The sequence below is a fragment of the Bacillus sp. FSL R5-0576 genome (genome assembly GCF_038004765.1).
GTDB lineage: Bacteria > Bacillota > Bacilli > Bacillales > Bacillaceae > Bacillus > Bacillus subtilis.
Map to the genome: position 1 here is coordinate 1367736 of NZ_JBBORU010000001.1, position 26958 is coordinate 1394693.

The 26958-nt window shown below is 43.6% G+C and carries 26 protein-coding genes; 22 read left to right on the forward strand and 4 right to left on the reverse strand.

Going from position 1 to position 26958, the window contains the following annotated elements; translation table 11 throughout:
* Nucleotides 1-9: 9 nt before the first annotated feature.
* The 15 genes from NX903_RS07120 (at nt 10) to sipT (ending at nt 15745) form a co-directional block, all read left to right on the forward strand.
* On the forward strand, nt 10-1029 hold the full coding sequence (locus tag NX903_RS07120) for a molybdopterin-synthase adenylyltransferase MoeB (protein ID WP_086343788.1): 1020 nt from the start codon (nt 10-12) through the stop codon (nt 1027-1029).
* 17 nt (nt 1030-1046) lie between these two features.
* Nucleotides 1047-2339 carry a molybdopterin molybdotransferase MoeA gene (locus NX903_RS07125; RefSeq protein ID WP_086343789.1) on the forward strand — a complete coding sequence of 431 codons (1293 nt, stop codon included), beginning with the start codon at nt 1047-1049 and terminating at the stop codon, nt 2337-2339.
* Nucleotides 2300-2821 carry a molybdopterin-guanine dinucleotide biosynthesis protein B gene (gene mobB, locus NX903_RS07130; RefSeq protein ID WP_086343790.1) on the forward strand — a complete coding sequence of 174 codons (522 nt, stop codon included), beginning with the start codon at nt 2300-2302 and terminating at the stop codon, nt 2819-2821. The genes NX903_RS07125 and mobB overlap by 40 nt, the downstream gene beginning before the upstream one ends.
* Entirely contained in the window at nt 2821-3294 is a 474-nt protein-coding gene (locus tag NX903_RS07135) for a molybdenum cofactor biosynthesis protein MoaE (RefSeq protein WP_015715811.1), read from the forward strand. The genes mobB and NX903_RS07135 overlap by 1 nt, the downstream gene beginning before the upstream one ends.
* On the forward strand, nt 3287-3520 hold the full coding sequence (moaD, locus tag NX903_RS07140; RefSeq protein WP_341109502.1) for a molybdopterin converting factor subunit 1: 234 nt from the start codon (nt 3287-3289) through the stop codon (nt 3518-3520). The genes NX903_RS07135 and moaD overlap by 8 nt, the downstream gene beginning before the upstream one ends.
* Before the next feature lie 223 nt (nt 3521-3743).
* Nucleotides 3744-5501: an ABC transporter ATP-binding protein gene (locus NX903_RS07145; protein ID WP_086343791.1), complete on the forward strand. Its 1758-nt coding sequence runs from the start codon at nt 3744-3746 to the stop codon at nt 5499-5501.
* Between the two features lie 11 nt (nt 5502-5512).
* Nucleotides 5513-7327 (forward strand): ABC transporter ATP-binding protein, encoded by a 1815-nt coding sequence (locus NX903_RS07150; RefSeq protein ID WP_086343792.1) that lies wholly within the window; start codon nt 5513-5515, stop codon nt 7325-7327.
* A gap of 113 nt (nt 7328-7440) precedes the next feature.
* Entirely contained in the window at nt 7441-8136 is a 696-nt protein-coding gene (yknW, locus tag NX903_RS07155; protein ID WP_086343793.1) for a toxin SDP protection protein YknW, read from the forward strand.
* A gap of 4 nt (nt 8137-8140) precedes the next feature.
* Complete coding sequence (locus NX903_RS07160; RefSeq protein WP_015715815.1) at nt 8141-9274, forward strand: efflux RND transporter periplasmic adaptor subunit; 1134 nt, start codon at nt 8141-8143, stop codon at nt 9272-9274.
* The gene (yknY, locus tag NX903_RS07165) at nt 9275-9967 is read left to right on the forward strand and encodes an ABC transporter ATP-binding protein YknY (protein ID WP_014479679.1); all 693 of its coding nucleotides are present in this window, start codon (nt 9275-9277) and stop codon (nt 9965-9967) included. It begins immediately after the preceding gene.
* A complete protein-coding gene (gene skiZ, locus NX903_RS07170; RefSeq protein WP_086343794.1) occupies nt 9964-11157 on the forward strand; it encodes a sporulation-delaying-protein transporter subunit SkiZ in 1194 nt (397 codons plus the stop codon). The genes yknY and skiZ overlap by 4 nt, the downstream gene beginning before the upstream one ends.
* 279 nt (nt 11158-11436) lie before the next feature.
* Nucleotides 11437-12192: a DeoR/GlpR family DNA-binding transcription regulator gene (locus NX903_RS07175; protein ID WP_014476685.1), complete on the forward strand. Its 756-nt coding sequence runs from the start codon at nt 11437-11439 to the stop codon at nt 12190-12192.
* Nucleotides 12189-13100, forward strand: a complete 912-nt coding sequence (gene pfkB / locus NX903_RS07180; protein ID WP_086343795.1) for a 1-phosphofructokinase — start codon at nt 12189-12191, stop codon at nt 13098-13100. Before NX903_RS07175 ends, pfkB begins: the two co-directional genes overlap by 4 nt.
* 14 nt (nt 13101-13114) lie before the next feature.
* On the forward strand, nt 13115-15019 hold the full coding sequence (locus NX903_RS07185; RefSeq protein WP_086343796.1) for a PTS fructose transporter subunit IIABC: 1905 nt from the start codon (nt 13115-13117) through the stop codon (nt 15017-15019).
* Nucleotides 15020-15163: 144 nt separating this feature from the next.
* The gene (sipT, locus tag NX903_RS07190) at nt 15164-15745 is read left to right on the forward strand and encodes a signal peptidase I sipT (RefSeq protein ID WP_003232348.1); all 582 of its coding nucleotides are present in this window, start codon (nt 15164-15166) and stop codon (nt 15743-15745) included.
* A gap of 34 nt (nt 15746-15779) precedes the next feature.
* Here the strand turns inward: sipT and NX903_RS07195 are convergent, their stop codons facing one another.
* Nucleotides 15780-16049: a hypothetical protein gene (locus NX903_RS07195; protein WP_003232345.1), complete on the reverse strand. Its 270-nt coding sequence runs from the start codon at nt 16047-16049 to the stop codon at nt 15780-15782.
* A 180-nt stretch (nt 16050-16229) separates the two neighbouring features.
* On the opposite strand from NX903_RS07195, the gene NX903_RS07200 reads away from it, so the two are divergent.
* Together NX903_RS07200 and NX903_RS07205 are read left to right on the forward strand one after the other, a co-directional pair.
* The gene (locus tag NX903_RS07200; protein WP_003232344.1) at nt 16230-17852 is read left to right on the forward strand and encodes an ABC-F family ATP-binding cassette domain-containing protein; all 1623 of its coding nucleotides are present in this window, start codon (nt 16230-16232) and stop codon (nt 17850-17852) included.
* A gap of 56 nt (nt 17853-17908) precedes the next feature.
* Nucleotides 17909-18820 carry a ketopantoate reductase family protein gene (locus tag NX903_RS07205; RefSeq protein ID WP_086343797.1) on the forward strand — a complete coding sequence of 304 codons (912 nt, stop codon included), beginning with the start codon at nt 17909-17911 and terminating at the stop codon, nt 18818-18820.
* A gap of 33 nt (nt 18821-18853) precedes the next feature.
* On the opposite strand, the gene NX903_RS07210 is transcribed toward NX903_RS07205, so the two are convergent.
* From NX903_RS07210 to mreBH, 3 genes are all read right to left on the reverse strand, one after another.
* Nucleotides 18854-20086 (reverse strand): aminopeptidase, encoded by a 1233-nt coding sequence (locus NX903_RS07210; RefSeq protein ID WP_086343798.1) that lies wholly within the window; start codon nt 20084-20086, stop codon nt 18854-18856.
* Between the two features lie 109 nt (nt 20087-20195).
* On the reverse strand, nt 20196-20330 hold the full coding sequence (locus NX903_RS07215; RefSeq protein ID WP_003238865.1) for a protein YkpC: 135 nt from the start codon (nt 20328-20330) through the stop codon (nt 20196-20198).
* A 100-nt stretch (nt 20331-20430) separates the two neighbouring features.
* Nucleotides 20431-21438, reverse strand: a complete 1008-nt coding sequence (mreBH, locus tag NX903_RS07220; protein ID WP_024572115.1) for a cell shape-determining protein MreBH — start codon at nt 21436-21438, stop codon at nt 20431-20433.
* A gap of 283 nt (nt 21439-21721) precedes the next feature.
* Between mreBH and abhA the strand changes: the two genes are divergently transcribed.
* The 5 genes from abhA to ade all read left to right on the forward strand — a co-directional run bounded on the left by abhA (nt 21722) and on the right by ade (nt 26941).
* Nucleotides 21722-22000 (forward strand): transcriptional regulator AbhA, encoded by a 279-nt coding sequence (abhA, locus tag NX903_RS07225; RefSeq protein WP_003244728.1) that lies wholly within the window; start codon nt 21722-21724, stop codon nt 21998-22000.
* A 189-nt stretch (nt 22001-22189) separates the two neighbouring features.
* On the forward strand, nt 22190-23476 hold the full coding sequence (kinC, locus tag NX903_RS07230; RefSeq protein WP_003232333.1) for a two-component sensor histidine kinase KinC: 1287 nt from the start codon (nt 22190-22192) through the stop codon (nt 23474-23476).
* 15 nt (nt 23477-23491) lie between these two features.
* Nucleotides 23492-24325 (forward strand): gamma-glutamylcyclotransferase, encoded by an 834-nt coding sequence (locus NX903_RS07235; RefSeq protein ID WP_003245146.1) that lies wholly within the window; start codon nt 23492-23494, stop codon nt 24323-24325.
* Nucleotides 24326-24387: 62 nt separating this feature from the next.
* Entirely contained in the window at nt 24388-25053 is a 666-nt protein-coding gene (gene ktrC, locus NX903_RS07240) for a Ktr system potassium transporter KtrC (protein WP_003222311.1), read from the forward strand.
* A 154-nt stretch (nt 25054-25207) separates the two neighbouring features.
* Nucleotides 25208-26941, forward strand: coding sequence for an adenine deaminase (gene ade, locus NX903_RS07245; RefSeq protein WP_086343799.1), 1734 nt, complete (start codon nt 25208-25210; stop codon nt 26939-26941).
* Nucleotides 26942-26958: the final 17 nt, after the last annotated feature.

The following is a 26958-nucleotide window of genomic DNA, read 5'->3' on the forward strand; positions in this document are numbered from 1 at the left end:
ACAGGTTTGATGGAGGAACGTTATTCACGGCAAATCAGATTTAAGCAAATTGGGGAAGAGGGCCAGAAAAGACTGGCAGACAGCCATGTGCTGATTGTCGGAGCGGGAGCGCTCGGCACTGCAGGAGCTGAAGGGCTTTCGAGAGCGGGAGTCGGTACGATTACCATTATTGACCGTGACTATGTGGAGTGGAGCAATCTTCAAAGGCAGCAGCTTTATACAGAAAGCGATGCCAAACTCCGCATGCCGAAAGCCATGGCTGCCAAAGAGCATCTATCAGCGATTAACAGCGAGATACATATTGAGGCGTATGTTACCGAAGGAACAGCCGAAACGCTTGAGCCGCTGATTGAAAAAGCAGATGTCGTGATTGACGCGACAGATAATTTTGAAACCCGCATGCTGATAAACGATCTTGCCCAGAAAACAAAGACACCTTGGGTCTATGGCGCCTGTGTAAGCAGCCAGGGAATGTTCATGACTGTCATTCCCGGAGAAACCCCTTGTCTGTCTTGTTTGTTTGATCAAATTCCTGTTGGCGGGGCGACGTGTGATACTGCCGGCATTATTCCGCCTGCTGTGCATATCGTTTCAGCATATCAGCAGGCTGAGGCATTTAAGCTGTTAACCGGCCAAATAGAAGCAATACAGCGGGGTTTTGTGACATTTGATGTCTGGAACAATTCGCATATGAAGATTAACGTTAATCATGTACGCCGTGAGGATTGCCCATCTTGCGGAGCAAATGCGGTATATCCTTATCTTCAGGATTGGAATACACCAAAAGCTGCTGTATTATGCGGCCGTGATACAGTGCAGGTAAGGTCAGAATCATTAAAAAGAATCCCGAAACAGGAACTCATTAAGCGGCTGAAAACAATCGGCAAGGTCGAGGCTAATGCGTTTTTGCTGCATATTTTTTACGAGGATTTCAGAATTGTCATTTTCAATGACGGACGGGCACTGGTGCATGGAACAAATGATGTGAAAGAAGCCAACTCCGTGTTGGCAAGAGTGATTGGACTGTAACAACAGGAGGGGTCAGAATGCTGGAGAAAAGAACACCGATACCGGTAGACGAGGCAGTTCGGCGTGTCTGCCATTTTCAAAAACAAGGTGAAACAGAATGGGTGGCGCTTGAAGACAGCCTTCATCGGTTTTTAGCCGAAGATATAACTGCGGATCACCACGTCCCTGCGTTTGACCGTTCGCCATACGATGGTTTTGCTGTCAGAGCGTGCGATACGGCATATGCATCACGTGAAAACCCAGTTCGGTTTGAAGTTATTGACCATATTGGAGCTGGGGCAGTATCTGAAAAAGAACTTGGCCCGTTTCAGGCCGTGCGGATTATGACTGGCGCGCAAATCCCTGAAGGGGCAGATGCAGTCGTCATGATTGAACTGACTCAAACCTTTGAGGAGAATGGGAAGTCATTTATGTCTTTAAAACGCCGCTTTCAGACGGGGGATAATATTTCAAAAACAGGTGAGGACGCTCAAAAAGGGAGTGTTTTACTGACAAAGGGTACCCGGGTGACACCAGGAGTGACGGCTCTTTTGGCAACATTCGGATACGCATCTGTGCCTGTCGTGAGAAAGCCTGTAGTCGGGATTATCGCAACCGGTACCGAATTGCTGAATGTCAGTGATCCGCTGGAACCGGGAAAAATCCGCAACAGCAATGCGAGTATGGTATATGCGCAAGCGATAGAAGCAGGCGCAACACCGCTTTATTTAGGGAAAATCTCTGATGAACTGGATAAAAGCTTTGCTGCAGTTAAAGAAGCGATGAAAAAGGTGGACTTCCTGATCACAACTGGCGGTGTGTCAGTCGGTGACTTTGACTTTTTGCCTGCGATCTATGAAAAACTCGGAGCGGACGTGCTGTTTAATAAAGTTGCCATGCGCCCGGGCAGCGTGACAACGGTGGCGCATGCAAACGATATGCTGCTGTTTGGCCTTTCAGGTAATCCTTCGGCATGCTATGTCGGTTTTGAACTGTTTGTCAAACCGATAATCCAGACATGGCTGCTCAATGAAACACCGCATTCGATTTGTGCGGAAGCTGTTTTGACCAAGGATTTTCCGAAGCCGAACCCATTTACCCGATTTGTTCGTGCGCTCGTGCACCATCAGGAAGGGAAGCTGTTGGCGACACCCGTCGGATTAGATAAGTCGAGCTCCGTCACATCACTTGCAGATGCCAATGCATTTATTATCCTGCCGGGCGGCACGCGAGGCTACGAAACTGGCAGAACGGTTCAAGTGCTGCTCATCAGAGAAGAGAATGGAAGTGAATGGCCTTGGTCCGTCCTTTCCCGATCGTCCAAGTTGTAGGATTTCAAAACAGCGGGAAAACAACGTTTATTGAGCGCATTCTTGAAAAAGCCTCTGAACAGGGAGTCTATTTGGGCTGCCTGAAGCATCATGGTCACGGCGGTGAACCGCAAGCGCTCACGGAAGGAAAAGACACGGACCGTTACAAGGCGGCAGGTGCTGATGTAACAGCGGTAGAAGGTGCTGGTGTGTTACAGCTGACTGCCCGCCGCAATTGGGATTTGGCACGGCTGATCGAGTTATACCAATTTCTCGAAACAGACTGTCTTCTGATTGAAGGCTTTAAAAAAGCCCCTTATCCTAAAGTGGTAATTCTAAGTGAAAAGGAAGATCTGGAAGCGCTGCAAGCAGTAAATATAATCGCCATCATCTATAGAAAAAAAGAGCATATGACAGAGCATCAGGGATTACCCGTTTTTCATGCGGATGATCCGGTTGCCGTGGATTTTGTGCTTTCACAGCTGAAGGAGGAATCTGCATAATGGAACGGTTTGAGATTACGAAAACACCCATTAATACTGAAGACATCATCAAAAAAGTGGAGAAACGGGAAGCAGGAGCCATTACGACATTTATTGGTACGGTTCGGGAATGGACAAACGGAAAAAGAACGGTTCGGCTTGAATATGAGGCATATGAACCGATGGCCGTGCAAATGCTTGCTCAAATCGGCGCTGAAATCGAAGAAAAATGGGAAGGTGCCTCAGCTGCGATCACGCACCGTATAGGTGTGCTCGATATCGGTGAAGCAGCGGTGGTGATTGCTGTATCTTCTCCCCATCGAAAAGCCGCATATGAAGCCAATGAGTATGCGATTGAACGCATTAAACAGATTGTGCCGATTTGGAAAAAAGAAATTTGGGAAGACGGTGAGCAATGGATCGGCGACCAGCTAGAAACAACAGCTTATCCGAACGGAAAACCAGACCTAAGCGAGGGAGAGCAGCATGATTAAAATTCTTTTATTTGCAGGGCTTGCTGAACAGGCCGGTACACAAGCAATAGAAATAGATATGGAACAAGCAACCACAGATGAAATAAAAGCGAGTCTAAAAGAACAATACGGTCTTGAATCTATTGATACGGCTATGATTGCCGTTAACGAAAGCTATGTAAAAGAAAATACCTCTGTATCTTCAGGTGACACGGTAGCCATCATATCGCCGGTCAGCGGGGGATGAAAACCGGACGGCATTTCAGCCGTCCGGTTTTTCTGTATTTCATTGGCATATCCCCAAGTATCCCCAGCATACAATGATTTTCTGTAAGCGTTTATTCTACATATGGTACTCCCTATAAAGTAAGAGACTCATTCCATAATTAGACTGAAATTTTGAAAAATAATAGAAATTTATTTCGGGTATCGATATAGTAAAGATGATAAATGTTGGAAAGGTGCTGGATATGGAGACATTTAAAAGATTAAAAATGTATTATTGGCCGTATAGAAAAGTGTTTATGTGGTCGCTTCTAGCCATGCTTTTGATGACTGCAATTACTGTCGTTTATCCGATTATCCTGCAAATTACGATTGATGAGATCGTGCTGGGACGGCAGTATCAGCTTGCGGCGTGGGTCAGCTTAGGATTTATTGCGGTAATGGTTTTGAAAGGAACGGCTACCTTTTTTCATCAGTATTTAGGTGATATGTTCGGGATCAAATCCGTTTATCGGCTGAGAAATGGTCTGTATGAAAAACTGCAGCGGCTTTCTTTTTCTTACTATGATAACGCGAAAACAGGAGATTTGATGTCCAGGCTGACTGCTGATGTTGAAGGGCTTCGTTTTTTCTTATCATACGGTCTCGCTGAGCTCATTCGATTCGGCCTGCTGGTAGCCATCAGCCTGTCGGTTATGTTTTACTATTCTGTTCCTCTCACGCTTGTGACAATAGCTGTTCTGCCATTTCTCGCGGTTGCGGTATACCGGTTTGACAAAAGAGTCCATCCCGCCTTCAGAGGCATCCGCAAATCGTTTGCGAAACTCAATACAAAAGTCCAGGAAAATATCAGCGGCATTAATACGGTTAAATCTCTTTCCAGGGAAGATTTTCAGATCAGCACTTTCAATAAAGCCAATGCAGAATACAGGGCGCAGTATTTACAAACATCATCCATCTGGTCTGCGTATTTCCCTTTAATGGAGTTCATTGGTAACATTTGTATTGTAGCTCTTCTCTCATACGGCGGTTACTTGGTTATGCAAAATCAGCTCAATCCCGGCGAGCTTGTTGCTTTCTTCAGCCTTGTCAATTATATGATGTGGCCCATTATGAACTTAGGTTTTGTCATCAATATGTTCTCTCAAGCAAAAGCGTCAGGGGAACGCCTGCTCGACATTCTGGAAAAAGAAGAAGACATTACAGATCATCCTCATGCTTTGCATAAACAAAAATTAACCGGAGATGTCCATTTCAAAAATGTTTCTCTTGCATACGGGAAAGAACAAACAAACGCGCTGTGCAATGTAAGCTTTGAGGCAAACAGCGGGAAGGTAATCGGACTGTTGGGCCCGACAGGTTCAGGCAAAAGCTCAGTGACACAGCTTCTCACCAGATTTTACAGTCCTGTTAGCGGAATGATTACCATTGATCACAAACCCATCACAGAGTATTCGTTAAAAACCCTTCGTTCCAATATCGGGGTCGTACTTCAAGAATCCTTCCTGTTTTCATCTACGATTAGATCAAATATTTCGTATGGGCGGCCGGATGCCTCAATGGAAGACGTCATCGAAGCGGCAAAAAGGGCGCAGGCTCATAACTTTATTATGGAGCTTCCTGATGGGTATGACACCATGCTGGGAGAGAGGGGAATGGGGCTTTCCGGCGGGCAGAAACAGCGAATTGCCATTGCGAGAGCCATTTGCTTGAACCCGAGCATTTTAATATTGGATGATGCCACAAGTGCAGTAGATATGCAAACGGAGCACAGCATACAGCTTGCCTTAAAAGAAGTCATGAAAAACCGCACAACCTTTATCGTCGCTCACCGCATTTCTTCACTGAAACACGCCGATGAAATTCTCGTTTTTAATAAAGGACGCATTCGTGAAAGGGGAACACATCATGAGCTTCTTGAAAAAGGCGGCTACTATAAAAAGATTTACGATTTGCAATACCGTGATGTCAAAATGATTAATGAGCCGCATGAGGTCGGATAGGGAGGGGCCAAATGAAACAAGCGAAAAAACAGGGGATTTTAGAGCGTTTCTATTACTCTTCAGATGAAATTATTGAAAAGCCGTTTAACTGGGCTCAAATGTGGCGGCTGCTGAGCTATGTCAAACCATATCGAAAAACAATTTTGCCGCTTTCTTTTCTCACCGTATTGATTGGCACTGCTGTGAAGCTTGTGATCCCCATTCTGATCGGCGTTTATGTTCTTGATCAAGCGATTACAGGGAGAAACTCGGAGCTGCTGATTCAGCTCATTTTTATTATTAGCGGTTTATATGTCCTCAATTACGCCGCCAATGTGTTAAGAATCAGGTGGATGAATCAGCTTGGCCAGCATGTCATTTACGATTTGCGACAGCATTTATTTACCCATGTGCAGCGCTTATCCCATCGATTTTTTGATCAGCGGTCGGCGGGATCGATCTTAGTCAGGATCATGAATGATATTAACTCTCTTCAGGAGCTCTTTACAAGCGGAGTCATCAATTTGTTGACCGACTTGCTGCTTCTGGCCGGCGTGATTATCATTTTGTTTACGCTGAGCCCTGAGCTGACTATAGCCATCATGGTGACATTGCCGATTATGTTTTTTATTTCAACAAGTCTCAGAAAAAAAATACGCCGATCCTGGCAAACGGTACGGCTGAAGCAATCGAAGCTCAACTCTCATCTAAATGAAAGCATTCAGGGCATCCGGGTCACACAGGCATTTACGCAGGAAGAAGAAAACATGGCGTATTTTGACGGTGTCAATCAGGAGAACTACGAATCATGGCGGGAAGCAACTAGAAAAAATGCCATGTTCCGTCCGCTGGTAGAAATGACGAATGCGATTGGGACGGCTGTCTTGATTTGGTATGGAGCCACACTCATCATGAATGAAACCATTACGATTGGCGTCTTCGTTTCTTTTGCTTTCTATCTGGGAATGTTTTGGGAACCAATTTCGAGACTGGGTCAGGTCTATAATCAGCTGTTAATGGGGATGGCATCATCAGAACGGATTTTTGAGTTTCTGGACGAACAGCCAAATGTCAAGGAGAAGCCGAATGCCATTCATAAGGAAAAGATAAATGGGGAGATCAGTTTTGAAGAGGTTGAATTTTCGTATGATGAAAAACGAAAAGCCCTTCACGCCGTTTCTTTCTCTATTCCTGCAGGCTCGACGCTTGCGCTTGTCGGGCATACAGGGAGCGGGAAGACGACGATTGCCAATTTAATCAGCCGATTTTATGATGCGACCGGAGGCACCATTAAAATAGACGGTATACCGATTAAGGATCTTTCCCTTGCCAGTCTGCGCTCTCAAATCAGCATTGTCCTGCAAGATACATTTATTTTCTCTGGGACCATCATGGAAAATATTCGTTTTGGAAGGCCAAATGCTTCGGATGAAGAGGTGATGAAAGCGTCCCAAGCGGTCGGAGCGGATGAGTTTATTTCCGATTTAGCGGAAGGATACGCAACAGAGGTGGAGGAAAGGGGCAGCGTACTGTCTGCCGGTCAGCGTCAGCTCATTTCCTTTGCAAGAGCATTGCTCGCCGATCCGGCTATTATCATCCTTGACGAAGCAACGGCAAGCATTGATACAGAGACAGAAGTGAAAATTCAGCAGGCCCTAAAAACGCTTCTGAAAGGGCGTACAGCAGTGATGATTGCTCACAGATTGTCTACGATCCGCGATGCCGACCGCATCATTGTTCTTGATCACGGCAAGAAAATAGAAGAAGGAAACCATGAGCAGCTGCTCGCTAAAGAAGGCGTTTATGCCGGACTTGTGAAAGCGCAATACAGCACAGCGATAGAATAATATGAAAAGCCTTCAGTATAAATTGAAGGTTTTTGGAAATTTATTAGAAAAACATGAAACTTTTTAATATCCTTCCCGTACTATTGGTTAGATATTCTCAAGGAGGTTTTGAAATGGAAACGAATGTAGAAAAAAACAGTGGAACGGCGGCTGAAAAGCCTTCACTTTTCGGAGTGATCACAAGTCCATCCGTTCAATTTGAAAGAATTAGAGAAAGGCCGGCTGTATGGGGACCGCTTTTGATTGTCGCAGCAATTATCATCGTCGGTGCTGTGCTGCAATCACTCGGTACGGATTATAGTGAGCTTTTGAAAAGCCAGGATACGCAAGGGCTATCAGCTGAACAAAAGGAGGCTGTCGCAACAATAACCAAATTTGGCGGAATGGCAGGCGCTATTATCGGCGGTATCGCAGCATTATTTATTGCCCCTCTTATTTATTGGCTCTGTGTAAAAGCATCAGGCGGTGTTACGACATATAAAAAAATGCTTTCTCTCGGTCTGTTTGTCTCTTTGATTAGCAGTCTCGGATTATTGGTTAATGGAATCGTTGCTTTTACGACTGACGTGAATCCTCTTTACAGCACGACGTCACTGGCAGGGATTATCCCATCTGACGGGGCTCTTGCCAGCGTGTTAAATACCTTTGAAATTTTCAGCATCTGGAGCTTTGTATTATTAGCAATCGGACTTCACAAAACGGGAGGCATCTCCAAAAAAGCCGGGTGGATTTCAGCAATCATTCTATTCGGAATTTTAGTTGTATTTTCGCTCTTTTCAGGTTTAATCAATTCTGTGGCGGGTGCATAGGCTCATGAAAAAAGTCTGGATCGGAATTGGAATCGCAGTTATAGTCGCTCTTTTTGTTGGAATCAATATATACCGGTCTGCCGCTCCAACAAGCGGCAGCGCCGGCAAGGAGATACAGACGGGGAGCGTTGAAGAAAATGAAATCTCATCAACGGTTATGGTTCCTGGCACGCTAAAATTTTCAAATGAACAGTATGTTTTTTATGAAGCGGATAAAGGGACATTAGAAGACATTAAAGTAAAGGAAGGTGATAAAGTTAAAAAGGGCACGCCTTTAGTCACCTATACAAATGAGCAGCTGAGCCTGGAAAAAGAACAGAACCAGTTAACGTCTGAATCCAACCGGCTTCAAATTGACCAAATTCAAGAAAAGTTAAAAGCCTTAGACAGCAAAGAAAGAGAACTGGAAAAACAGGTAGGAAAGAAAGAAGCAGAAAAACAAATCGAATCTGAACGAACAGAGCTTCAAATGCAGAAAAAAACAGCGGAGATCGAATTAAAACAAACCGAGCTTCAGCGACAGTCACTTGCCAACCGGGTATCAGATTTAGAAGTGAAAAGCGAAATTGAAGGCACCGTTATTTCTGTCAACCAAGAAGCGGCATCCAAAAAGTCAGATATTCAAGAGCCTGTCATACATATCGGCAACCCAAAAGACCTTGTCGTCTCAGGGAAATTGTCTGAATACGATACATTGAAAGTCAAAAAAGGCCAGAAGGTCACACTCACTTCAGATGTAATACAGGGTAAAACATGGAAAGGCACGGTTTCCGCAGTCGGGCTTGTTCCGGATCAGCAGGAGAGCGCTGCGGCACAAGGAACAGAACAGGCGGTCCAATACCCGCTTCAAGTGAAAATAAAAGGAAATCTTCCAGAAGGAAAGCCAGGCTTTAAATTTATCATGAATATTGAAACAGATAAACGGAAAGCAAATACGCTTCCTTCAAAGGCAGTCAAAAAAGAAGATGACCAATATTATGTGTATACAGTAAAAGACGGAAAAGCAAAGCGAGTTGATGTCAAAATCGGCGAAGTGACAGATGACCTGACAGAAATTAAAGAGGGGCTTTCCCAAGATGATCAAGTCATTTTGAATCCATCTGATCAGGTGACTGACGGAATGGAAGTGAAATCTTAAATGATTCAGCTTTCTAATGTGCGAAAAAGCTACCAGATCGGAAAGGAAACGTTTGATGTTCTCCATTCTATTGATTTGGACATTCATCAAGGTGAATATGTCTCGATTATGGGGCCGTCAGGATCAGGGAAATCGACGATCATGAATATTATCGGCTGTCTTGATCGGCCGACTTCCGGTACATATCAATTGGACGGCGAAGACATTTCTTCATATAAAGATAAAGAACTGGCGGCAGTCCGTAACCGGTCCATCGGTTTTGTATTTCAGCAATTTCAGCTTCTTCCGCGGCTGAACGCAAAAAAAAATGTCGAGCTGCCGATGATTTATTCCGGGATAGGCAAAAAAGAACGTCAAGAGCGGGCTGAGAGAGCATTGGAAAAGGTCGGGTTAGCCAATCGAATGCTCCACATGCCCAACGAGCTGTCGGGTGGGCAGAAGCAGCGGGTGGCGATTGCGAGGGCGATCGTGAATGAGCCGAAATTGATTTTAGCTGATGAACCGACCGGTGCGCTGGATACGAAAACAAGCGAGGCGATTATGGATCAGTTTACAGCATTAAATGCCGAGGGAACGACAATCGTTCTGGTTACTCACGAGCCTGAAGTAGCTGATTGCACGAATCGGATCGTCATGGTGCGTGACGGAAACATTGTTCCTGCCAGCTCCGGACAAAGGAGTGTGGGAGAATGAGCCTGTTAGAAAACATCAGAATGGCTCTAAGCTCTGTCCTTGCCCATAAAATGCGTTCGATCTTAACGATGCTCGGCATTATCATTGGTGTAGGCTCTGTCATTGTTGTCGTTGCGGTAGGACAGGGCGGCGAGCAAATGCTGAAGCAGTCGATCAGCGGCCCAGGAAATACTGTGGAGCTGTACTATATGCCTAGCGACGAGGAGCTTGCAAGCAACCCGAACGCCGCAGCTGAATCTACGTTTACAGAAAACGATATTAAAGGTTTAAAAGGAATAGAAGGTATTAAACAAGTCGTTGCTTCGACTTCTGAAAGTATGACAGCGCGTTATCACGAAGAAGAAACCGATGCTACGGTTAACGGAATGAATGATGGATACATGAATGTCAATTCTTTAGAAATCGAAAGCGGCAGAACATTTACCGACAATGACTTTCTCGCGGGGAATAGAGCCGGAATCATCTCTCAAAAGATGGCTGAAGAACTGTTCGATAAAACCTCCCCTTTAGGTGAAGTTGTCTGGATAAACGGACAGCCCGTTGAAATTATCGGCGTGCTGAAAAAAGAAACAGGCTTGCTTTCTTTCGATTTAAGTGAAATGTATGTGCCATTTAATATGATGAAATCCTCTTTTGGCACAAGTGATTTCAGTAACGTATCATTGCAGGTCGAATCAGCAGACGACATAAAATCGGCTGGAAAAGAAGCGGCACAGCTGGTAAATGACAATCATGGCACAGAGGATTCGTATCAAGTGATGAACATGGAAGAGATTGCGGCCGGAATTGGCAAGGTAACGGCAATTATGACGACGATTATCGGCTCAATTGCAGGTATTTCCCTTTTGGTCGGCGGAATCGGTGTCATGAATATTATGCTCGTATCAGTCACAGAACGGACGCGGGAAATCGGAATCAGAAAATCACTTGGTGCGACGAGAGGACAGATTCTGACTCAGTTTTTAATTGAATCAGTCGTATTGACGCTGATTGGCGGACTGATCGGGATTGGTATTGGATACGGAGGGGCCGCGCTTGTTTCAGCCATTGCGGGCTGGCCGTCACTCATATCCTGGCAGGTTGTATGCGGGGGCGTGCTGTTCAGTATGCTCATTGGTGTTATTTTCGGCATGCTTCCTGCAAATAAAGCCGCAAAGCTTGATCCCATTGAAGCGCTGCGTTATGAGTAGCCTCATGCAACATGCATGAGGTTTTTTTATGTTTAGTGATTTCTACTATGAATATAAAAGACTTTTTTCATTAAAATAAGAAGAAAATGTCGTACAATTGTCCTTATTTTTGTCGAATTTACAGTTTACAAACCCTATAGACATACGTTAATATGGAGAAACGTGAAAGATTTTGATAGTTATTGAATGAATTTGAATGATTTTAGTTGCCTAAACCGAAAATAGCGTTTACAATGAAATTGTATTCAAAATGAATACGTTTTCATTAGGAGGTGAAGCATGCTAACTCCTGAACGGCATCAATTGATTATTGATCAAATAGAAAAGCATGATGTGGTAAAGATTCAAGAGCTTATAAATCTGACTAATGCTTCTGAATCAACAATCAGAAGAGATTTATCGACACTTGAAGAACGCGGTTTTTTAAAGCGCGTTCATGGTGGAGCGGCCAAGCTTTCCGATATCAGACTTGAACCCGATATGCTTGAAAAATCATCCAAAAACCTTCACGATAAACTGAAGATTGCTGAAAAAGCAGCTTCTCTTTTAGAAGAAGGGGATTGCATTTACCTTGATGCAGGCACGACGACATTGCACATGATTGATTTTATGGATAAAACCAAAGATATTGTCGTTGTCACAAACGGGGTAATGCATATCGATGCATTAATAAGGAAAGAAATTTCTTTTTATCTGCTTGGAGGATACGTAAAGCACAGAACGGGCGCGATTATTGGAGGCGCTTCACTGATTGCCATGGACCAGTACAGATTTGACAAGAGTTTTCTGGGGACAAACGGTGTCCATACAGAGGCTGGATTCACAACGCCGGACCCTGATGAGGCCCTTTTAAAACAGAAAGCGATCAAACAGGCAAAACACGCTTACGTCTTAGCAGACCCTTCGAAGTTCGGAGAAATTTCATTTTCGGCATTCGCCGGAATAGGCGACGCAACAATCATTACGACTGACGCTGAAGAGCTTACATTCGATAATTACCAAGAAAAAACTGTCGTAAAGGTAGTGAAACCATGATTTACACTGTAACACTTAATCCATCTGTCGATTATATTGTTCACGTTGAAGATTTTACTGTAGGAGGCCTGAACCGTTCTTCGTATGATACCAAGTATCCAGGGGGCAAAGGCATCAACGTATCGAGACTGCTGAAAAGACACCATGTGGCGTCTAAAGCGCTCGGATTCGTCGGCGGATTTACCGGAGAATATATCAAAACATTTTTACGGGAAGAAAACCTGGAAACAGCTTTTTCTGAAGTAAAAGGGGATACCCGTATCAATGTAAAGCTGAAAACTGGTGATGAAACTGAAATTAACGGGCAGGGACCGACAATTTCGGATGAAGATTTCAAAGCCTTTTTAGAACAGTTCCAATCTTTGCAAGAGGGAGATATCGTTGTTCTTGCAGGAAGCATTCCATCTTCACTCCCTCACGATACTTATGAAAAAATCGCAGAGGCCTGCAAACAGCAGAACGCACGAGTTGTTCTGGATATCTCAGGCGAGGCTCTTTTGAAAGCAACAGAAATGAAACCATTTTTGATGAAGCCAAATCACCATGAGCTTGGAGAAATGTTCGGCACGACCATTACATCTGTTGAGGAAGCCGTTCCTTATGGGAAAAAGCTTGTAGAACAAGGCGCTGAACATGTAATCGTATCAATGGCCGGAGACGGAGCGCTTCTGTTTACGAACAAAGCTGTTTATTTTGCTAACGTGCCAAAGGGGAAATTGGTAAACTCAGTCGGAGCAGGGGATTCCGTTGTTGCAGGTTTCCTTGCCGGAATTTCCAAACAGCTGCCGCTTGAAGAAGCATTCCGCTTAGGAGTTACTTCAGGCAGTGCTACCGCGTTCTCTGAAGAACTTGGAACAGAAGAATTTGTCCAGCAGCTTCTTCCTGAAGTTAAGGTCACACGTCTATAGAGGAGGAAACACAAGTGAAAATAACTGAGCTTTTAACGAAGCATACGATAAAGCTTAATATTGAGAGCAAAGAAAAAGAAAATGTTATTGACGAAATGGTCACTGTTCTTGATAAGGCTGGAAAGTTAAATGACCGACAAGCCTATAAAGAAGCCATTTTAAATCGCGAAAGCCAAAGCTCCACGGGTATCGGTGAAGGAATCGCTATCCCCCATGCGAAAACGGCAAGCGTTATCAACCCGGCGATCGCGTTCGGACGTTCAAAAGACGGCGTCGATTATGAATCATTAGACGGCCAGCCGGCTCACTTAGTGTTCATGATCGCGGCAACTGAAGGCGCAAACAACACTCACCTTGAAGCATTGTCAAGACTTTCAACGCTGTTAATGCGTGAAGAAATCCGTAAGCAGCTCCTTGAAGCTGAGTCTGAAGATGCCATCATCGACATTATTAATCAGCACGATAAAGATGATGACGAAGAGGAAGAAGAAGAAGCGGCACCAGCACCTGCCGGAAAAGGGAAAATTTTAGCGGTTACTGCATGCCCGACAGGTATTGCCCATACATTCATGGCTGCGGATGCCCTTAAAGAAAAAGCGAAAGAGCTTGGTGTGGAAATTAAGGTCGAAACAAATGGGTCAAGCGGCATTAAGCACAAGCTCACTGCCCAAGAAATCGAAGATGCACCTGCAATCATTGTCGCAGCGGACAAGCAGGTTGAAATGGAACGTTTTAAAGGCAAGCGCGTACTTCAAGTTCCTGTAACGGCGGGTATCAGACGTCCGCAAGAGCTTATCGAAAAAGCGATGAATCAAGATGCGCCGATTTATCAAGGCAGCGGCGGCGGTTCTGCAGATTCAAACGACGATGAAGAAGCGAGAGGCAAGTCTGGAAGCAGTATCGGAAACGCGTTTTATAAGCACCTGATGAGCGGTGTCAGCAACATGCTTCCGTTCGTAGTCGGCGGCGGTATTCTCGTTGCGATTTCATTCTTCTGGGGAATTCACTCTGCTGATCCGAATGATCCTAGCTACAACACGTTTGCAGCAGCATTAAACTTTATCGGCGGCGACAATGCATTAAAACTGATTGTTGCAGTTCTGGCCGGTTTCATTGCGATGAGTATTGCAGATCGTCCTGGTTTTGCGCCTGGTATGGTCGGAGGATTTATGGCAACTCAAGCGAATGCTGGATTCTTAGGCGGCTTAATTGCCGGATTCCTTGCCGGTTATGTCGTGATTTTACTGAAAAAAGTATTTACGTTTATCCCTCAGTCACTTGATGGATTAAAACCTGTTTTGATTTACCCGCTGTTCGGTATTTTTATCACTGGCGTATTAATGCAATTTGTCGTTAATACACCTGTAGCGGCATTTATGAATTTCTTAACAAACTGGCTTGAAAGCCTTGGTACTGGAAACCTTGTGTTAATGGGTATTATCTTGGGCGGCATGATGGCGATCGATATGGGCGGCCCGCTTAATAAAGCAGCCTTTACGTTCGGTATCGCCATGATCGATGCAGGCAACTATGCGCCTCATGCAGCAATCATGGCCGGCGGTATGGTTCCTCCGCTTGGTATCGCACTTGCAACAACCATTTTCAGAAACAAATTCACTCAGCGTGACCGTGAAGCTGGTATTACATGCTATTTCATGGGAGCTGCTTTCGTAACAGAGGGAGCGATCCCATTTGCTGCGGCTGATCCGCTTCGCGTCATACCAGCTGCTGTAGTCGGTGCAGCTGTTGCCGGCGGATTAACTGAATTCTTCCGAGTAACGCTTCCGGCGCCTCATGGAGGAGTATTCGTAGCTTTCATTACAAACCATCCGATGCTTTACCTTTTAAGTATCGTGATCGGTGCTGTCGTGATGGCAATTATCCTCGGTATCGTCAAAAAACCTGTTACAGAAAAATAAGAAAAAAAGCGTCCTTGGTTCGAAAGGACGCTTTTTCTTATCCGGCCGGCAGGGAGCGCGGTTAAGTTATGTATTTTATTCTTTTTTATGATAAAGTAAAAGAAGAGAAACAACTGACATAGCAATTGTCTAGGAGGAAACACTTTGACCGAGGAAAAAAATACGAATACTGAGAAAACGGCGAAGAAAAAAACCAATACGTACCTGGAATGGGGTAAAGCGATTGTCATCGCTGTTCTGCTGGCTCTCCTGATCCGTCACTTTTTGTTTGAACCGTATTTAGTTGAAGGTTCATCTATGTATCCCACATTACATGACGGAGAAAGGCTGTTTGTGAATAAAACAGTCAACTATATCGGCGAGCTGAAGCGCGGAGATATCGTTATTATCAACGGTGAAACTTCTAAAATCCATTATGTAAAAAGATTGATCGGAAAGCCTGGAGAAACCGTTCAAATGAAGGATGACACGCTTTATATAAACGGTAAAAAAGTAGCCGAGCCTTACTTGTCTAAAAACAAGAAGGAAGCAGAAAAACTTGGTGTCAGTCTGACAGGAGACTTTGGACCGGTTAAGGTTCCGAAAGGCAAATACTTTGTCATGGGAGATAACCGGCTGAATTCTATGGACAGCCGAAACGGGCTGGGACTGATCGCGGAAGATCGAATTGTCGGCACATCGAAGTTTGTCTTTTTCCCGTTTAACGAAATGCGTCAAACAAAATAAAAACGCCTTGCTGGCCTTTGGACAGCAGGCGTTTTTATTTTGAAAAAGAAGCGACTAATGCAATGCATAAAACCGTGATGAACACTGAACCGATAATAGCTAGCACACTGAAGAAAAGGTGAACCTGTTTGTTCTCTTTTCCGCGCTTTTCTAAAAGCCGTTTAGAAAAAATGTGCGAAAATATGTAAATAAGGGCTATGCCTATATATAAGCCGATATCTTTGGCGGTAAAGCCTGTTACGGCAAGGTAAAAGCCCGTAAAAAAGATCAGTAAGCAATATTCAGTAAGTGTTAAAAGCCTCAACGTGTTCCTCCATGAGAGTGTGTAATTTTCCAGGCGGATGCATTCTCTCTCTTTAATTGTAACACAGCTGGCTGGTTTGGGTGTATAAGTGTTTTCTCTCTGTTTTATCAGGGAATCATTTCTCTTGCCCTGCATTCATGGTATACTTTTATTGATGATAGACATGATGGAGGATAATAAATGATTGCTGTAAATAATGTAAGCTTGCGGTTTGCGGATCGCAAGTTATTTGAAGATGTTAATATTAAATTTACCCCAGGCAACTGCTATGGGTTAATTGGTGCAAACGGTGCCGGTAAATCAACGTTTCTAAAGGTGCTGTCAGGCGAAATCGAGCCTCAGACAGGCGACGTGCATATGAGTCCTGGCGAGCGTCTTGCCGTCTTGAAGCAGAACCATTTTGAGTACGAAGAGTATGAAGTGCTGAAAGTGGTTATTATGGGCCACAAACGCCTGTATGAAGTCATGCAGGAGAAAGACGCTATTTACATGAAGCCTGATTTCTCAGATGAGGATGGGATTCGTGCTGCTGAGCTAGAAGGTGAATTTGCGGAACTGAACGGTTGGGAAGCGGAAAGTGAAGCTGCGATCCTGTTAAAAGGTCTTGGTATCTCAGAAGATCTGCACACAAAAAAGATGGCAGACCTCGGCGGTTCGGAGAAGGTAAAAGTTCTCTTGGCACAGGCATTATTCGGCAAGCCGGATGTTCTGCTGCTCGATGAGCCGACGAACCACCTGGACCTTCAGGCAATCCAGTGGCTTGAAGAGTTTCTGATTAACTTTGAAAACACAGTTATTGTCGTATCCCATGACCGTCACTTCTTAAATAAAGTATGTACGCACATTGCCGACCTTGATTTTAACAAAATTCAAATCTATGTCGGAAACTATGATTTCTGGTACGAGTCAAGCCAACTGGCGTTAAAGCTTTCTCAAGAAGCGAACAAGAAAAAAGAAGAGCAGATTAAACAGCTTCAAGAGTTTGTCGCTAGATTCAGCGCCAATGCGTCTAAATCTAAGCAGGCTACATCAAGAAAGAAACTTCTCGAAAAAATCACGCTGGATGATATTAAACCGTCTTCCCGCCGCTATCCTTATGTTAACTTCACGCCGGAACGGGAAATCGGAAATGATGTTCTTCGCGTGGAAGGCTTAACAAAAACAATCGATGGCGTAAAGGTGCTTGACAATGTCAGCTTTATTATGAATCGAGAAGATAAAATTGCTTTCACTGGCCGAAACGAACTTGCTGTTACTACGCTGTTTAAAATCATTTCCGGGGAAATGGAAGCTGACAGCGGAACGTTTAAATGGGGTGTTACCACATCTCAGGCGTATTTTCCAAAAGACAACAGCGAATATTTCGAAGGCAGTGATCTGAACCTTGTAGACTGGCTTCGCCAATATTCTCCACACGACCAAAGTGAGAGCTTTTTACGCGGTTTCTTAGGACGCATGCTGTTCTCTGGAGAGGAAGTCCACAAAAAAGCAAACGTACTCTCCGGGGGAGAAAAGGTCCGCTGTATGCTGTCGAAAGCGATGCTTTCTGGCGCCAATATTTTAATTTTGGATGAGCCGACCAACCATTTAGACCTAGAGTCCATTACAGCGCTCAATAACGGCTTAATCAGCTTTAAAGGCGCTATGCTGTTTACTTCCCATGACCATCAGTTTGTTCAGACCATTGCCAACAGAATTATAGAAATTACACCTAACGGCATCGTCGATAAGCAAATGAGCTATGACGAGTTCCTTGAAAATGCTGATGTGCAGAAAAAATTGACTGAACTATACGCGGAATAAAAAAGCAGAGATTTCTCTGCTTTTTTTGATACCTAAATATGAAAGGAGATCACAACATGAAATTTTTGGTTGTCGGAGCAGGTGGAGTAGGCGGGTATATTGGCGCACGGCTTTCGGAGAAAGGAAATGATGTGACATTTCTTGTGCGCCAAAAAAGAGCTGAGCAGCTGAAAGAAACCGGGCTTGCCATCCATAGTGAAAAAGGGAATGTATCATTTCAGCCTGAACTAATCAGTGCCGGAGAAACAGGGCAATTTGATGTCGTTATCATTGCTTCTAAAGCATACTCGCTTGGTCAAGTGATAGACGATGTCAAACCATTTATCCATCAGGAATCTGTCATTATCCCTTTCTTAAACGGGTACCGCCACTATGAGCAGCTATTTACGGCATTTTCAAAAGAACAGGTGCTGGGCGGCCTGTGTTTTATAGAAAGTGCTTTAGACAACAAAGGAGAAATTCATCATACGAGCGCATCACATCGTTTTGTATTTGGAGAATGGAACGGCGAGCGTACGGAGCGAATAAGAGCGCTTGAAGAGGCATTTTCAGGTGTGAAGGCTGAAGTCATCATTAGCGGGCATATCGAGAAGGACATTTGGAAAAAGTATCTCTTTATTGCAGCGCAAGCGGGGATCACAACGTTATTTCAACGACCGCTTGGCCCAATCCTCGCCACAGAAGCCGGACGTCACACGGCCCAAACTCTTATTGGGGAAATTTGCGCTGTTTTACGAAAAGAAGGTGTTCCGGCTGATCCGGCTCTTGAGGAAGAGAGCTTTCGTACGATGACCAGCATGTCTTACCATATGAAGTCCTCCATGCTTCGGGATATGGAAAACGGCCAAACGACAGAAGGCGACCACCTGCATGGATTTTTGCTTGAAAAAGCAAAACGTTTATCTCTCGCAGCACCAGTATTAGAAACCGTTTATGCGAATCTGCAAATGTATGAAGCAGAAAAATAAAAAAAGGAGGCGAAAAAGCCTCCTTTTATTTACTTAAAAAGCCCAATTTCCGTTTCTGAAGATAGGCTCTCTTTTCCCGTCTGCCGTAATTCCGTCAATATTCATATCCTTAGAACCGATCATAAAGTCCACGTGTGTAATGCTTTCATTTAGGCCTTCTTTGACAAGCTCTTCACGAGACATCTGCTTTCCGCCTTCAATATTAAAGGCATAGGCGCTTCCGATCGCCAAATGATTTGACGCGTTTTCATCAAACAGCGTGTTATAGAAAAGAATGTTTGATTGTGATATAGGCGAATCGTAAGGAACAAGTGCCACTTCACCTAAATAGTGAGAACCTTCATCTGTTTCCACCAGTTCTTTTAAAATATCCTCACCTTTTTCAGCTTTAATGTCGACTATACGGCCATTTTCAAATGTCAGGGTGAAATTTTCAATAATATTTCCGCCGTAGCTTAATGGTTTTGTGCTTGATACCACTCCGTCAACCCCGTCTTTTTGCGGCAGCGTGAACACTTCTTCTGTCGGCATATTGGCCATAAACTCATGGCCGTTTTCATTCACACTTCCCGCACCTGCCCAAACATGCTTCCTAGGCAGCTTAATTGTTAAATCAGTTCCTTCAGCTTGATAATGTAAGGCAGCGTAATGTCTCTCGTTCAAATGGTCAACTTTTTCATGAAGATTTTGGTCATGATTGATCCACGCCTGAACCGGGTTGTCTTCATTTACGCGCGTCGCTTTAAAAATTTCTTCCCACAGAAGGTGGATCGCTTCCTCCTCTGATTTGCCAGGAAACACCTTGTGAGCCCAGCCTGCTGATGCCGCACCTACGACAGTCCAGCTGACTTTGTCTGATTGAATATATTGTCTGTATGTATGTAATGCTTTGCCTGCTGCTTTTTGGAATGCCGCAATCCGTTTGGAATCTATACCTTTTAGCAAGTCTGGGTTTGACGACACAACTGAAATGAAAGCAGCTCCATTTTTGGCAAGCTCTTCTCTGCCTTTTGCTTCCCATTCAGGATATTCTTCAAATGCTTCAAACGGCGCTAATTCGTATTTTAATTTGGCGACTTCGTCATCCTGCCAATTCACGGAGACGTTTTTTGCGCCCTTTTCATATGCGTGTTTTACAATTAAACGAACAAAATCCCGGACGTCTGTTGAAGCATTGACGACTACATACTGGCCTTTTTGGACATTAACGCCGACTTCTACCGCCAGCTGTGCATATGTATTTAATTTCTGTGAAAATGAATCCATGAATCATTCCTCCAAGCTTTTTTCTCATCATATCAAATATGATCCTATAAAGGAAAGAAGGAGCCCAAAGTGAAAAACCCAAAACGACACGTCTTGGGTTTTTTCAATATTATGGATGATTCAGTTTTACAGTGCCGCCTGCAGGCGAATGGGGCATATTTGCCAAAGAAATGCTCATGCCTCCAAGAATAATTCCGCTTAAAATGGCTGCGATCGCTACTCTTCTTCCTAAATCTCTTAGCATCTGTTTCCTCCTTAACGTTTCTCCATTTCCCACAATATGAAGGAAGTGAGGAAAAAAGAAGCAAGAAATTTGCCGCGTGTGAGAATTTTGCGGGTAAAGACTATTTAATTGCCTTTTGCAGCTTATCAATCACTTCTAAAGAACGGCCCGTGCCGATTGCTACAGATTCAAGCGGGTTTTGCGCCACGTGTACAGGCACGACAATCTCTTCTGTGAGCCATTCTTTAATTCCATTAAGGAGCGCGCCGCCGCCTGTTAAAATAACGCCGCGATCAACAATATCTCCGCTCAATTCAGGCGGGCAGTCCTCAAGTGTCGCTCTGATGGCTTCAAGGATATGCAGAAGGGATTCACGCATTGCATCTTGAATTTCGTTGGATTGAAGCATAATGGTTTTTGGAAGACCTGTCACGAGGTCGCGTCCCCGAATTTCCATTGCCTCTGGTATATGTTCAATCAGAGCATGGCCAATTTCCATTTTTACCTGCTCAGCTGTGCGTTCGCCGATCAGCAAATTGTATTTTTTACGGACGAAAGAAACGATATCCTCATCAAGCTGGTCTCCGCCGATCCTGATAGAATGGCAGGAAACAACGCCACCGAAGGAAATAATAGCGACCTCTGTCGTCCCTCCGCCGATATCTACTACCACATTGGCAACCGGCTCATCAACCGGTAAATCCGCTCCGATGGCAGCTGCGACTGGCTCTTCGATTAAATGAACGTTTTTCGCGCCGCAATTTTTCACTGCGTCACTGATGGCGCGGCGTTCTACTGCTGTTGAGCCTGACGGTGTGCAAACGACTACGTTCGGTTTTCTGAACGACATGCCGATGCTTTTTGCGGCTTTTTTCATAATGTGCTTTAGCAGATCAGTTGTCATATCATAGTCTGCGATCACGCCATCTTTCATCGGTCTGACAGCGACAATTTTTCCCGGTGTTTTACCGATCATGTTTTTCGCGTCAGCTCCGATTGCAAGCACTGATTTTGTCGTCGTATCCACTGCGACAACAGATGGTTCATTTAGGATAATCCCTTTATTTTTGCTGTAAACAAGTATATTAGCTGTTCCTAAGTCAATCCCGATTTCAGTTGATTGAAACATGTTTTCACCCAATCTCTATCCTAATTTAATATGATTCTACATTTAAAGTTTCTCAGAAATACTGCGATTTTTGGGGGTGTGCGTCGGTAAAGAAATGTTTTTGTAAAAAATCAAGGAACTGTGTAACAGAAGTAATACATTTTTCGGTTTTATGGAAAAAATATCTTGTAATTCTTATAGAAAGCGGGAAACTTTTTCAAAGTTTCATTCGTCTACGATATATTGAGGTACATCCTTAAAACATTACATGAGAAAAGAAACATTTAAAGGAAGAAGGGTTTTTATGAAATCAATAGGTGTTGTGAGAAAAGTAGATGAATTAGGCCGCATTGTCATGCCGATTGAGTTGAGACGGGCATTGGATATTGCCATAAAAGACAGCATTGAGTTTTTTGTTGACGGAGATAAAATTATCTTGAAAAAGTACAAACCTCATGGCGTTTGTTTAATGACTGGAGAAATCACTTCAGAAAATAAAGAATACGGCAACGGTAAAATTACGCTAAGCCCTGAGGGTGCACAGCTGCTTCTCGAAGAAATTCAAGCCGCTTTAAAAGAATAAAATTATGCTAAAAAAGGCGGAGCGATATCATCTCCGCCTTTTTTGCGTATCAATTTTTGATTACCGCCGCCTAAGATAAGACATCAAGATATTTGGTAATGAATGATTTGGGATACTTTACATATTTTACTCAATTATTTGTCGAAGAATGGTACAATAAGTAGAGAAACACAAGCGGCAGGTGGTCATATGAGAAAATATCAAGCTCGTATCATTTCCATCATTTTGGCAATGATTTTTATAATGTTTTGGGATTATTTATTTTATTTTATAGGCAAAAACCCGATTAATTGGCCTGTTGATATTGTGTATACTGCAGTCACGCTGGTAAGTGTCTGGATGTTGGCTTATTATATTGATGAGAAACAGCAGCTGGTTAAGAAAATGAAGGATAACGAATGGAAGTATAAACAGCTTTCTGAAGAAAAAAACCGCATCATGGATAATTTGCAGGAAATCGTATTTCAAACAAATGCAAAAGGTGAAATTACATATTTAAACCAAGCGTGGGCATCTATAACCGGCTTTTCAATCAGTGAATGTATGGGAACAATGTATAACGATTACTTCATAAAAGAAAAGCACGTAGCCGACCACATTAACACCCAAATCCAAAACAAAGCGTCTTCTGGCATGTTTACGGCAAAATACGTGACAAAGAACGGCACGATTTTTTGGGGAGAAGTTCATTATAAACTTTACTATGACCGGGATGACCAATTTACAGGCAGCCTGGGTACAATGTCAGATATCACTGAGCGGAAAGAGGCTGAAGATGAGCTCATTGAGATTAATGAACGGCTGGCGAGGGAATCCCAGAAACTATCAATCACAAGTGAACTTGCCGCAGGTATTGCTCATGAGGTCAGAAACCCTTTAACATCTGTCAGCGGTTTCCTCCAGATTATGAAAACACAATATCCGGACAGAAAAGACTATTTTGACATCATCTTTTCAGAGATTAAAAGAATCGATTTAGTGCTCAGCGAGTTGCTGCTGCTTGCAAAACCGCAGGCAATCACATTTAAAACACACCAGCTTAATGAGATCTTGAAACAAGTCACGACATTGCTTGATACCAATGCCATTCTGTCCAATATCGTCATAGAGAAAAATTTCAAAGAGACAGATGGCTGTATGATTAATGGAGACGAAAATCAGCTGAAGCAGGTCTTTATCAACATCATTAAAAACGGAATTGAGGCAATGCCAAAGGGCGGTGTCGTAACCATTTCAACTGCTAAAACCGCCTCTCATGCAGTGATAAGCGTAAAGGATGAAGGAAACGGCATGCCGCAGGAAAAGCTGAAGCAGATTGGCAAACCTTTTTATTCAACAAAAGAAAAGGGCACTGGACTGGGGCTTCCCATTTGTTTGAGAATCCTGAAGGAACATGACGGGGAATTGAAAATCGAAAGTGAAGCTGGAAAAGGCAGCGTCTTTCAAGTGGTTTTGCCTTTAAAATCAGACAGCTGAGAGGAGAAAAATAAAGTGAACTCGCTTCTGTTTGTATACGGGACATTAAGAAAGCATGAAAAAAACCATCATTTGCTGGCACAATCGGCATGTATCAATGAGCAGGCGAGAACAAAGGGAAGTTTGTTTGCTGCAAAAGAGGGGCCCACAGTTGTTTTCAATGATGAAGATGAAGGCTATATATATGGCGAAGTATATGAAGCAGATGAATTGTGTATACATAAGCTCGATCAATTTTTTCAAGGATATCATAAACAAACGGTGTTTGTAGAAACGGATGTCGGGATTAAAATTGCGCTTATTTATTTTATGAACAAAGACGGGTGTGCCGGTTTTACGAAAATAAGCAGCGGCGACTGGAAAGAACATCAGATGATCAGCAAATCGAAAAATCCCATTTATTATTTTGCCTATGGATCATGCATGGATAATGCCCGCTTTCAAAAAGCGGGAGTCGATCACTATTTTCAAGATCCAGTAGGAAGAGCTGTTTTAAAAGGATACACAACCCGCTTCACGCTAAAAAGGGAAGACGGTTCAAGAGCGGACATGTTGGAAGACGGAGGAACAACAGAAGGCGTTTTATACCGTATCCCTTATTCTGCTCTCTCCTATCTATATAAAAGGGAGGGCGTCGAATCTCTTACGTATCGGCCGGCATTTGTAGACGTTGAAGCTGGCGGAAGGCACTACAAAGACTGTTTAACCTTTCTCGTCCTCCAAAAAGAAGCGGAAATTGCCCCGCCTCAGCACTATCAGATTGAAATCGAACGCGGAGCGGAGCTGTATTTGTCGCCTGAGTTTACTGAAAAGCTCAAGCGGCATATGAATTCGCTGCCAAAAGGATAACACTGTAACAAAAGAATATGATAAAATTTGATCAATATCATGTCATATAAAGGAGCACCACGATGAAAAAAGAATTTGCGGTAATTGGGCTGGGCCGTTTTGGTGGCAGTATTTGCAAAGCATTAAGCGAAGAAGGCGTCGAGGTTATGGCAATGGATATCGATGAAGATAAAGTCAACGAGTATGCCAAGATTGCATCTCACGCAGTTATCGGTGATTCGACAGACGAATCTGTCCTGAAAAATTTAGGCCTGCGAAATTTTGACCACGTTATTGTAGCAATCGGGGAAAATATTCAAGCGAGTATTTTAACGACACTCATTCTGAAAGAACTTGGCGTCCATACGATTACAGTTAAAGCGCAGAACGATTATCACGAAAAAGTGCTGTCTAAAATTGGTGCGGATCACATCGTCCACCCGGAACGCGATATGGCAAAACGAATTGCGCATAATATCGTGTCCAACAATGTACTTGACTATTTGGAGCTGTCTGAAGAGCATAGTCTTGTTGAAATCGTAGCTAACAGCCGCCTGGCTGGAAATACGCTTCTCGATTTAGATATTCGCGCAAAATACGGTATTAACATCGTAGCCATAAAAAGGGGCAAGGAAGTCATCGTATCACCGCTTGCAACCGAAGTCATCCACCAAGAAGATATACTCATTGTTATTGGATCAGTTACAGACATCTCCCGTTTCGAAAAAAGAGTTCTTCATACAAAATAGCAGGCAAATAAGCCGTCCTCAAAGGGCGGTTTTTCATATTATCAGAATATAACAACTTTAATGAACTGAGCGTCAATTTCTTAAAATTTCATTGACTAAGCACAGGCGTTCCGATAGCATATTGTACCATATAATAAAAAAAGGAGGGGCCTATTTGAATAAAGAAGCGCTAGTCAATAGGCTGAATGCTTCAGCCAAAAGACAAAAAGCTGATATCGTCATTAAAAACGGAAAAATCATGGACGTATATAATCAAGAATGGATATATGAAGATATTGCGATTACAGATGGAGTTATTGTAGGCCTCGGTGAGTATGAAGGCGAAAATATCATTGATGCAGAGGGACAAATGATTGTTCCGGGTTTTATTGATGGACATGTACATATTGAGTCGTCAATGGTTACACCGATTGAGTTCGCTAAAGCAGTGTTGCCTCATGGCGTGACGACGGTTGTTACAGATCCGCATGAGATCGCGAATGTGTCTGGTGAAAAAGGGATTGAGTTTATGCTTGAACAAGCTCGGCATACACCGCTGAATATCCATTTTATGCTTCCTTCCAGTGTGCCTGCCGCAAGTTTTGAGCGATCAGGCGCAATTCTCAAAGCTGCCGATCTCAAGCCTTTTTATGAAGAAGAAGAAGTATTAGGGCTGGCTGAAGTTATGGATTATGTGTCGGTTCAGCAGGCTGAAGAAGACATGGTTCAGAAACTGCTTGATGCCCGTGTGGCAGGAAAAAGGATAGACGGTCATTTAGCTGGTTTATCAACAGACCTCATTAACATTTACAGAACCGCATTTGTCTTAAACGACCATGAAGTAACATCGAAGGAAGAAGCCCTTGATCGTATCAGAAGGGGCATGTATGTCATGATGCGTGAAGGATCAGTCGCCAAAAACACGCTCAATGTGCTGCCGGCGGTGAATGAAAAGAACGCACGCCGGTTCTTTTTCTGTACGGATGATAAGCATGTGGATGATTTATTGTCAGAGGGAAGTGTAAACCATCAGGTGAAAATGGCGATTCAAGCCGGACTTAATCCGTTTTTAGCCTATCAGCTAGGAAGCCTCAATGCAGCCGAATGCTACGGATTAGATACAAAGGGAGCGATTGCCCCGGGTTTTGACGCTGATTTGCTTTTTGTATCTGATCTGGAAAATGTCACTGTCACAATGACGATGGTAAAAGGGCAGACTGTTGCTGAAGACAGCAAAGCGGTCTATCAGGATCATGCTTCAACTGCAGCACCAGATCAGGCACTGCTTGATTCTGTTAAGCTTGCTGCTCCTCTTCACAAACAGGATTTTCATATGCCAATCGATTCAGAGCAGCAGATCAATGTCATTCAAATCATACCAAATCAGCTTGAAACACGATTAGTACAAGTTCCGGCTCCTGTTGCCCGCGAATTTGAGCCTGACACTGAGCTTGATTTGTTAAAGATTGCAGTTGTCGAGCGGCATAAAGGATTAAAAGAAACCGGACTTGGTGTTGTGAAAGGTTTTGGATTCAAGAGCGGAGCGATTGCCACAACCATTTCACACGACTCCCATAATATTATTGCCGTCGGAACGAATGATGAGGATATCGCGGCGGCAGTTAATAAGCTGCAGGAAATTGGCGGAGGATTAACAATTATAAAAAATGGGGAAGAGCTCCATTCAGTACCGCTGCCGATTGCAGGGTTATTATCCGACCAATCTGCAGAGCAAGTGAATCAAAGCTTGCTGACGCTTCATGATAAATTGCCGTTAATCGGTTTCACAGGCGGATTTAATCCATTTTTGACATTGTCGTTTTTAGCTTTGCCTGTCATTCCTGATATTAAAATGACGACTACGGGATTATTCGATGTAAAATCATTTCAACACATATCACTGCAATAAAAAGAGGCACTCCCTTA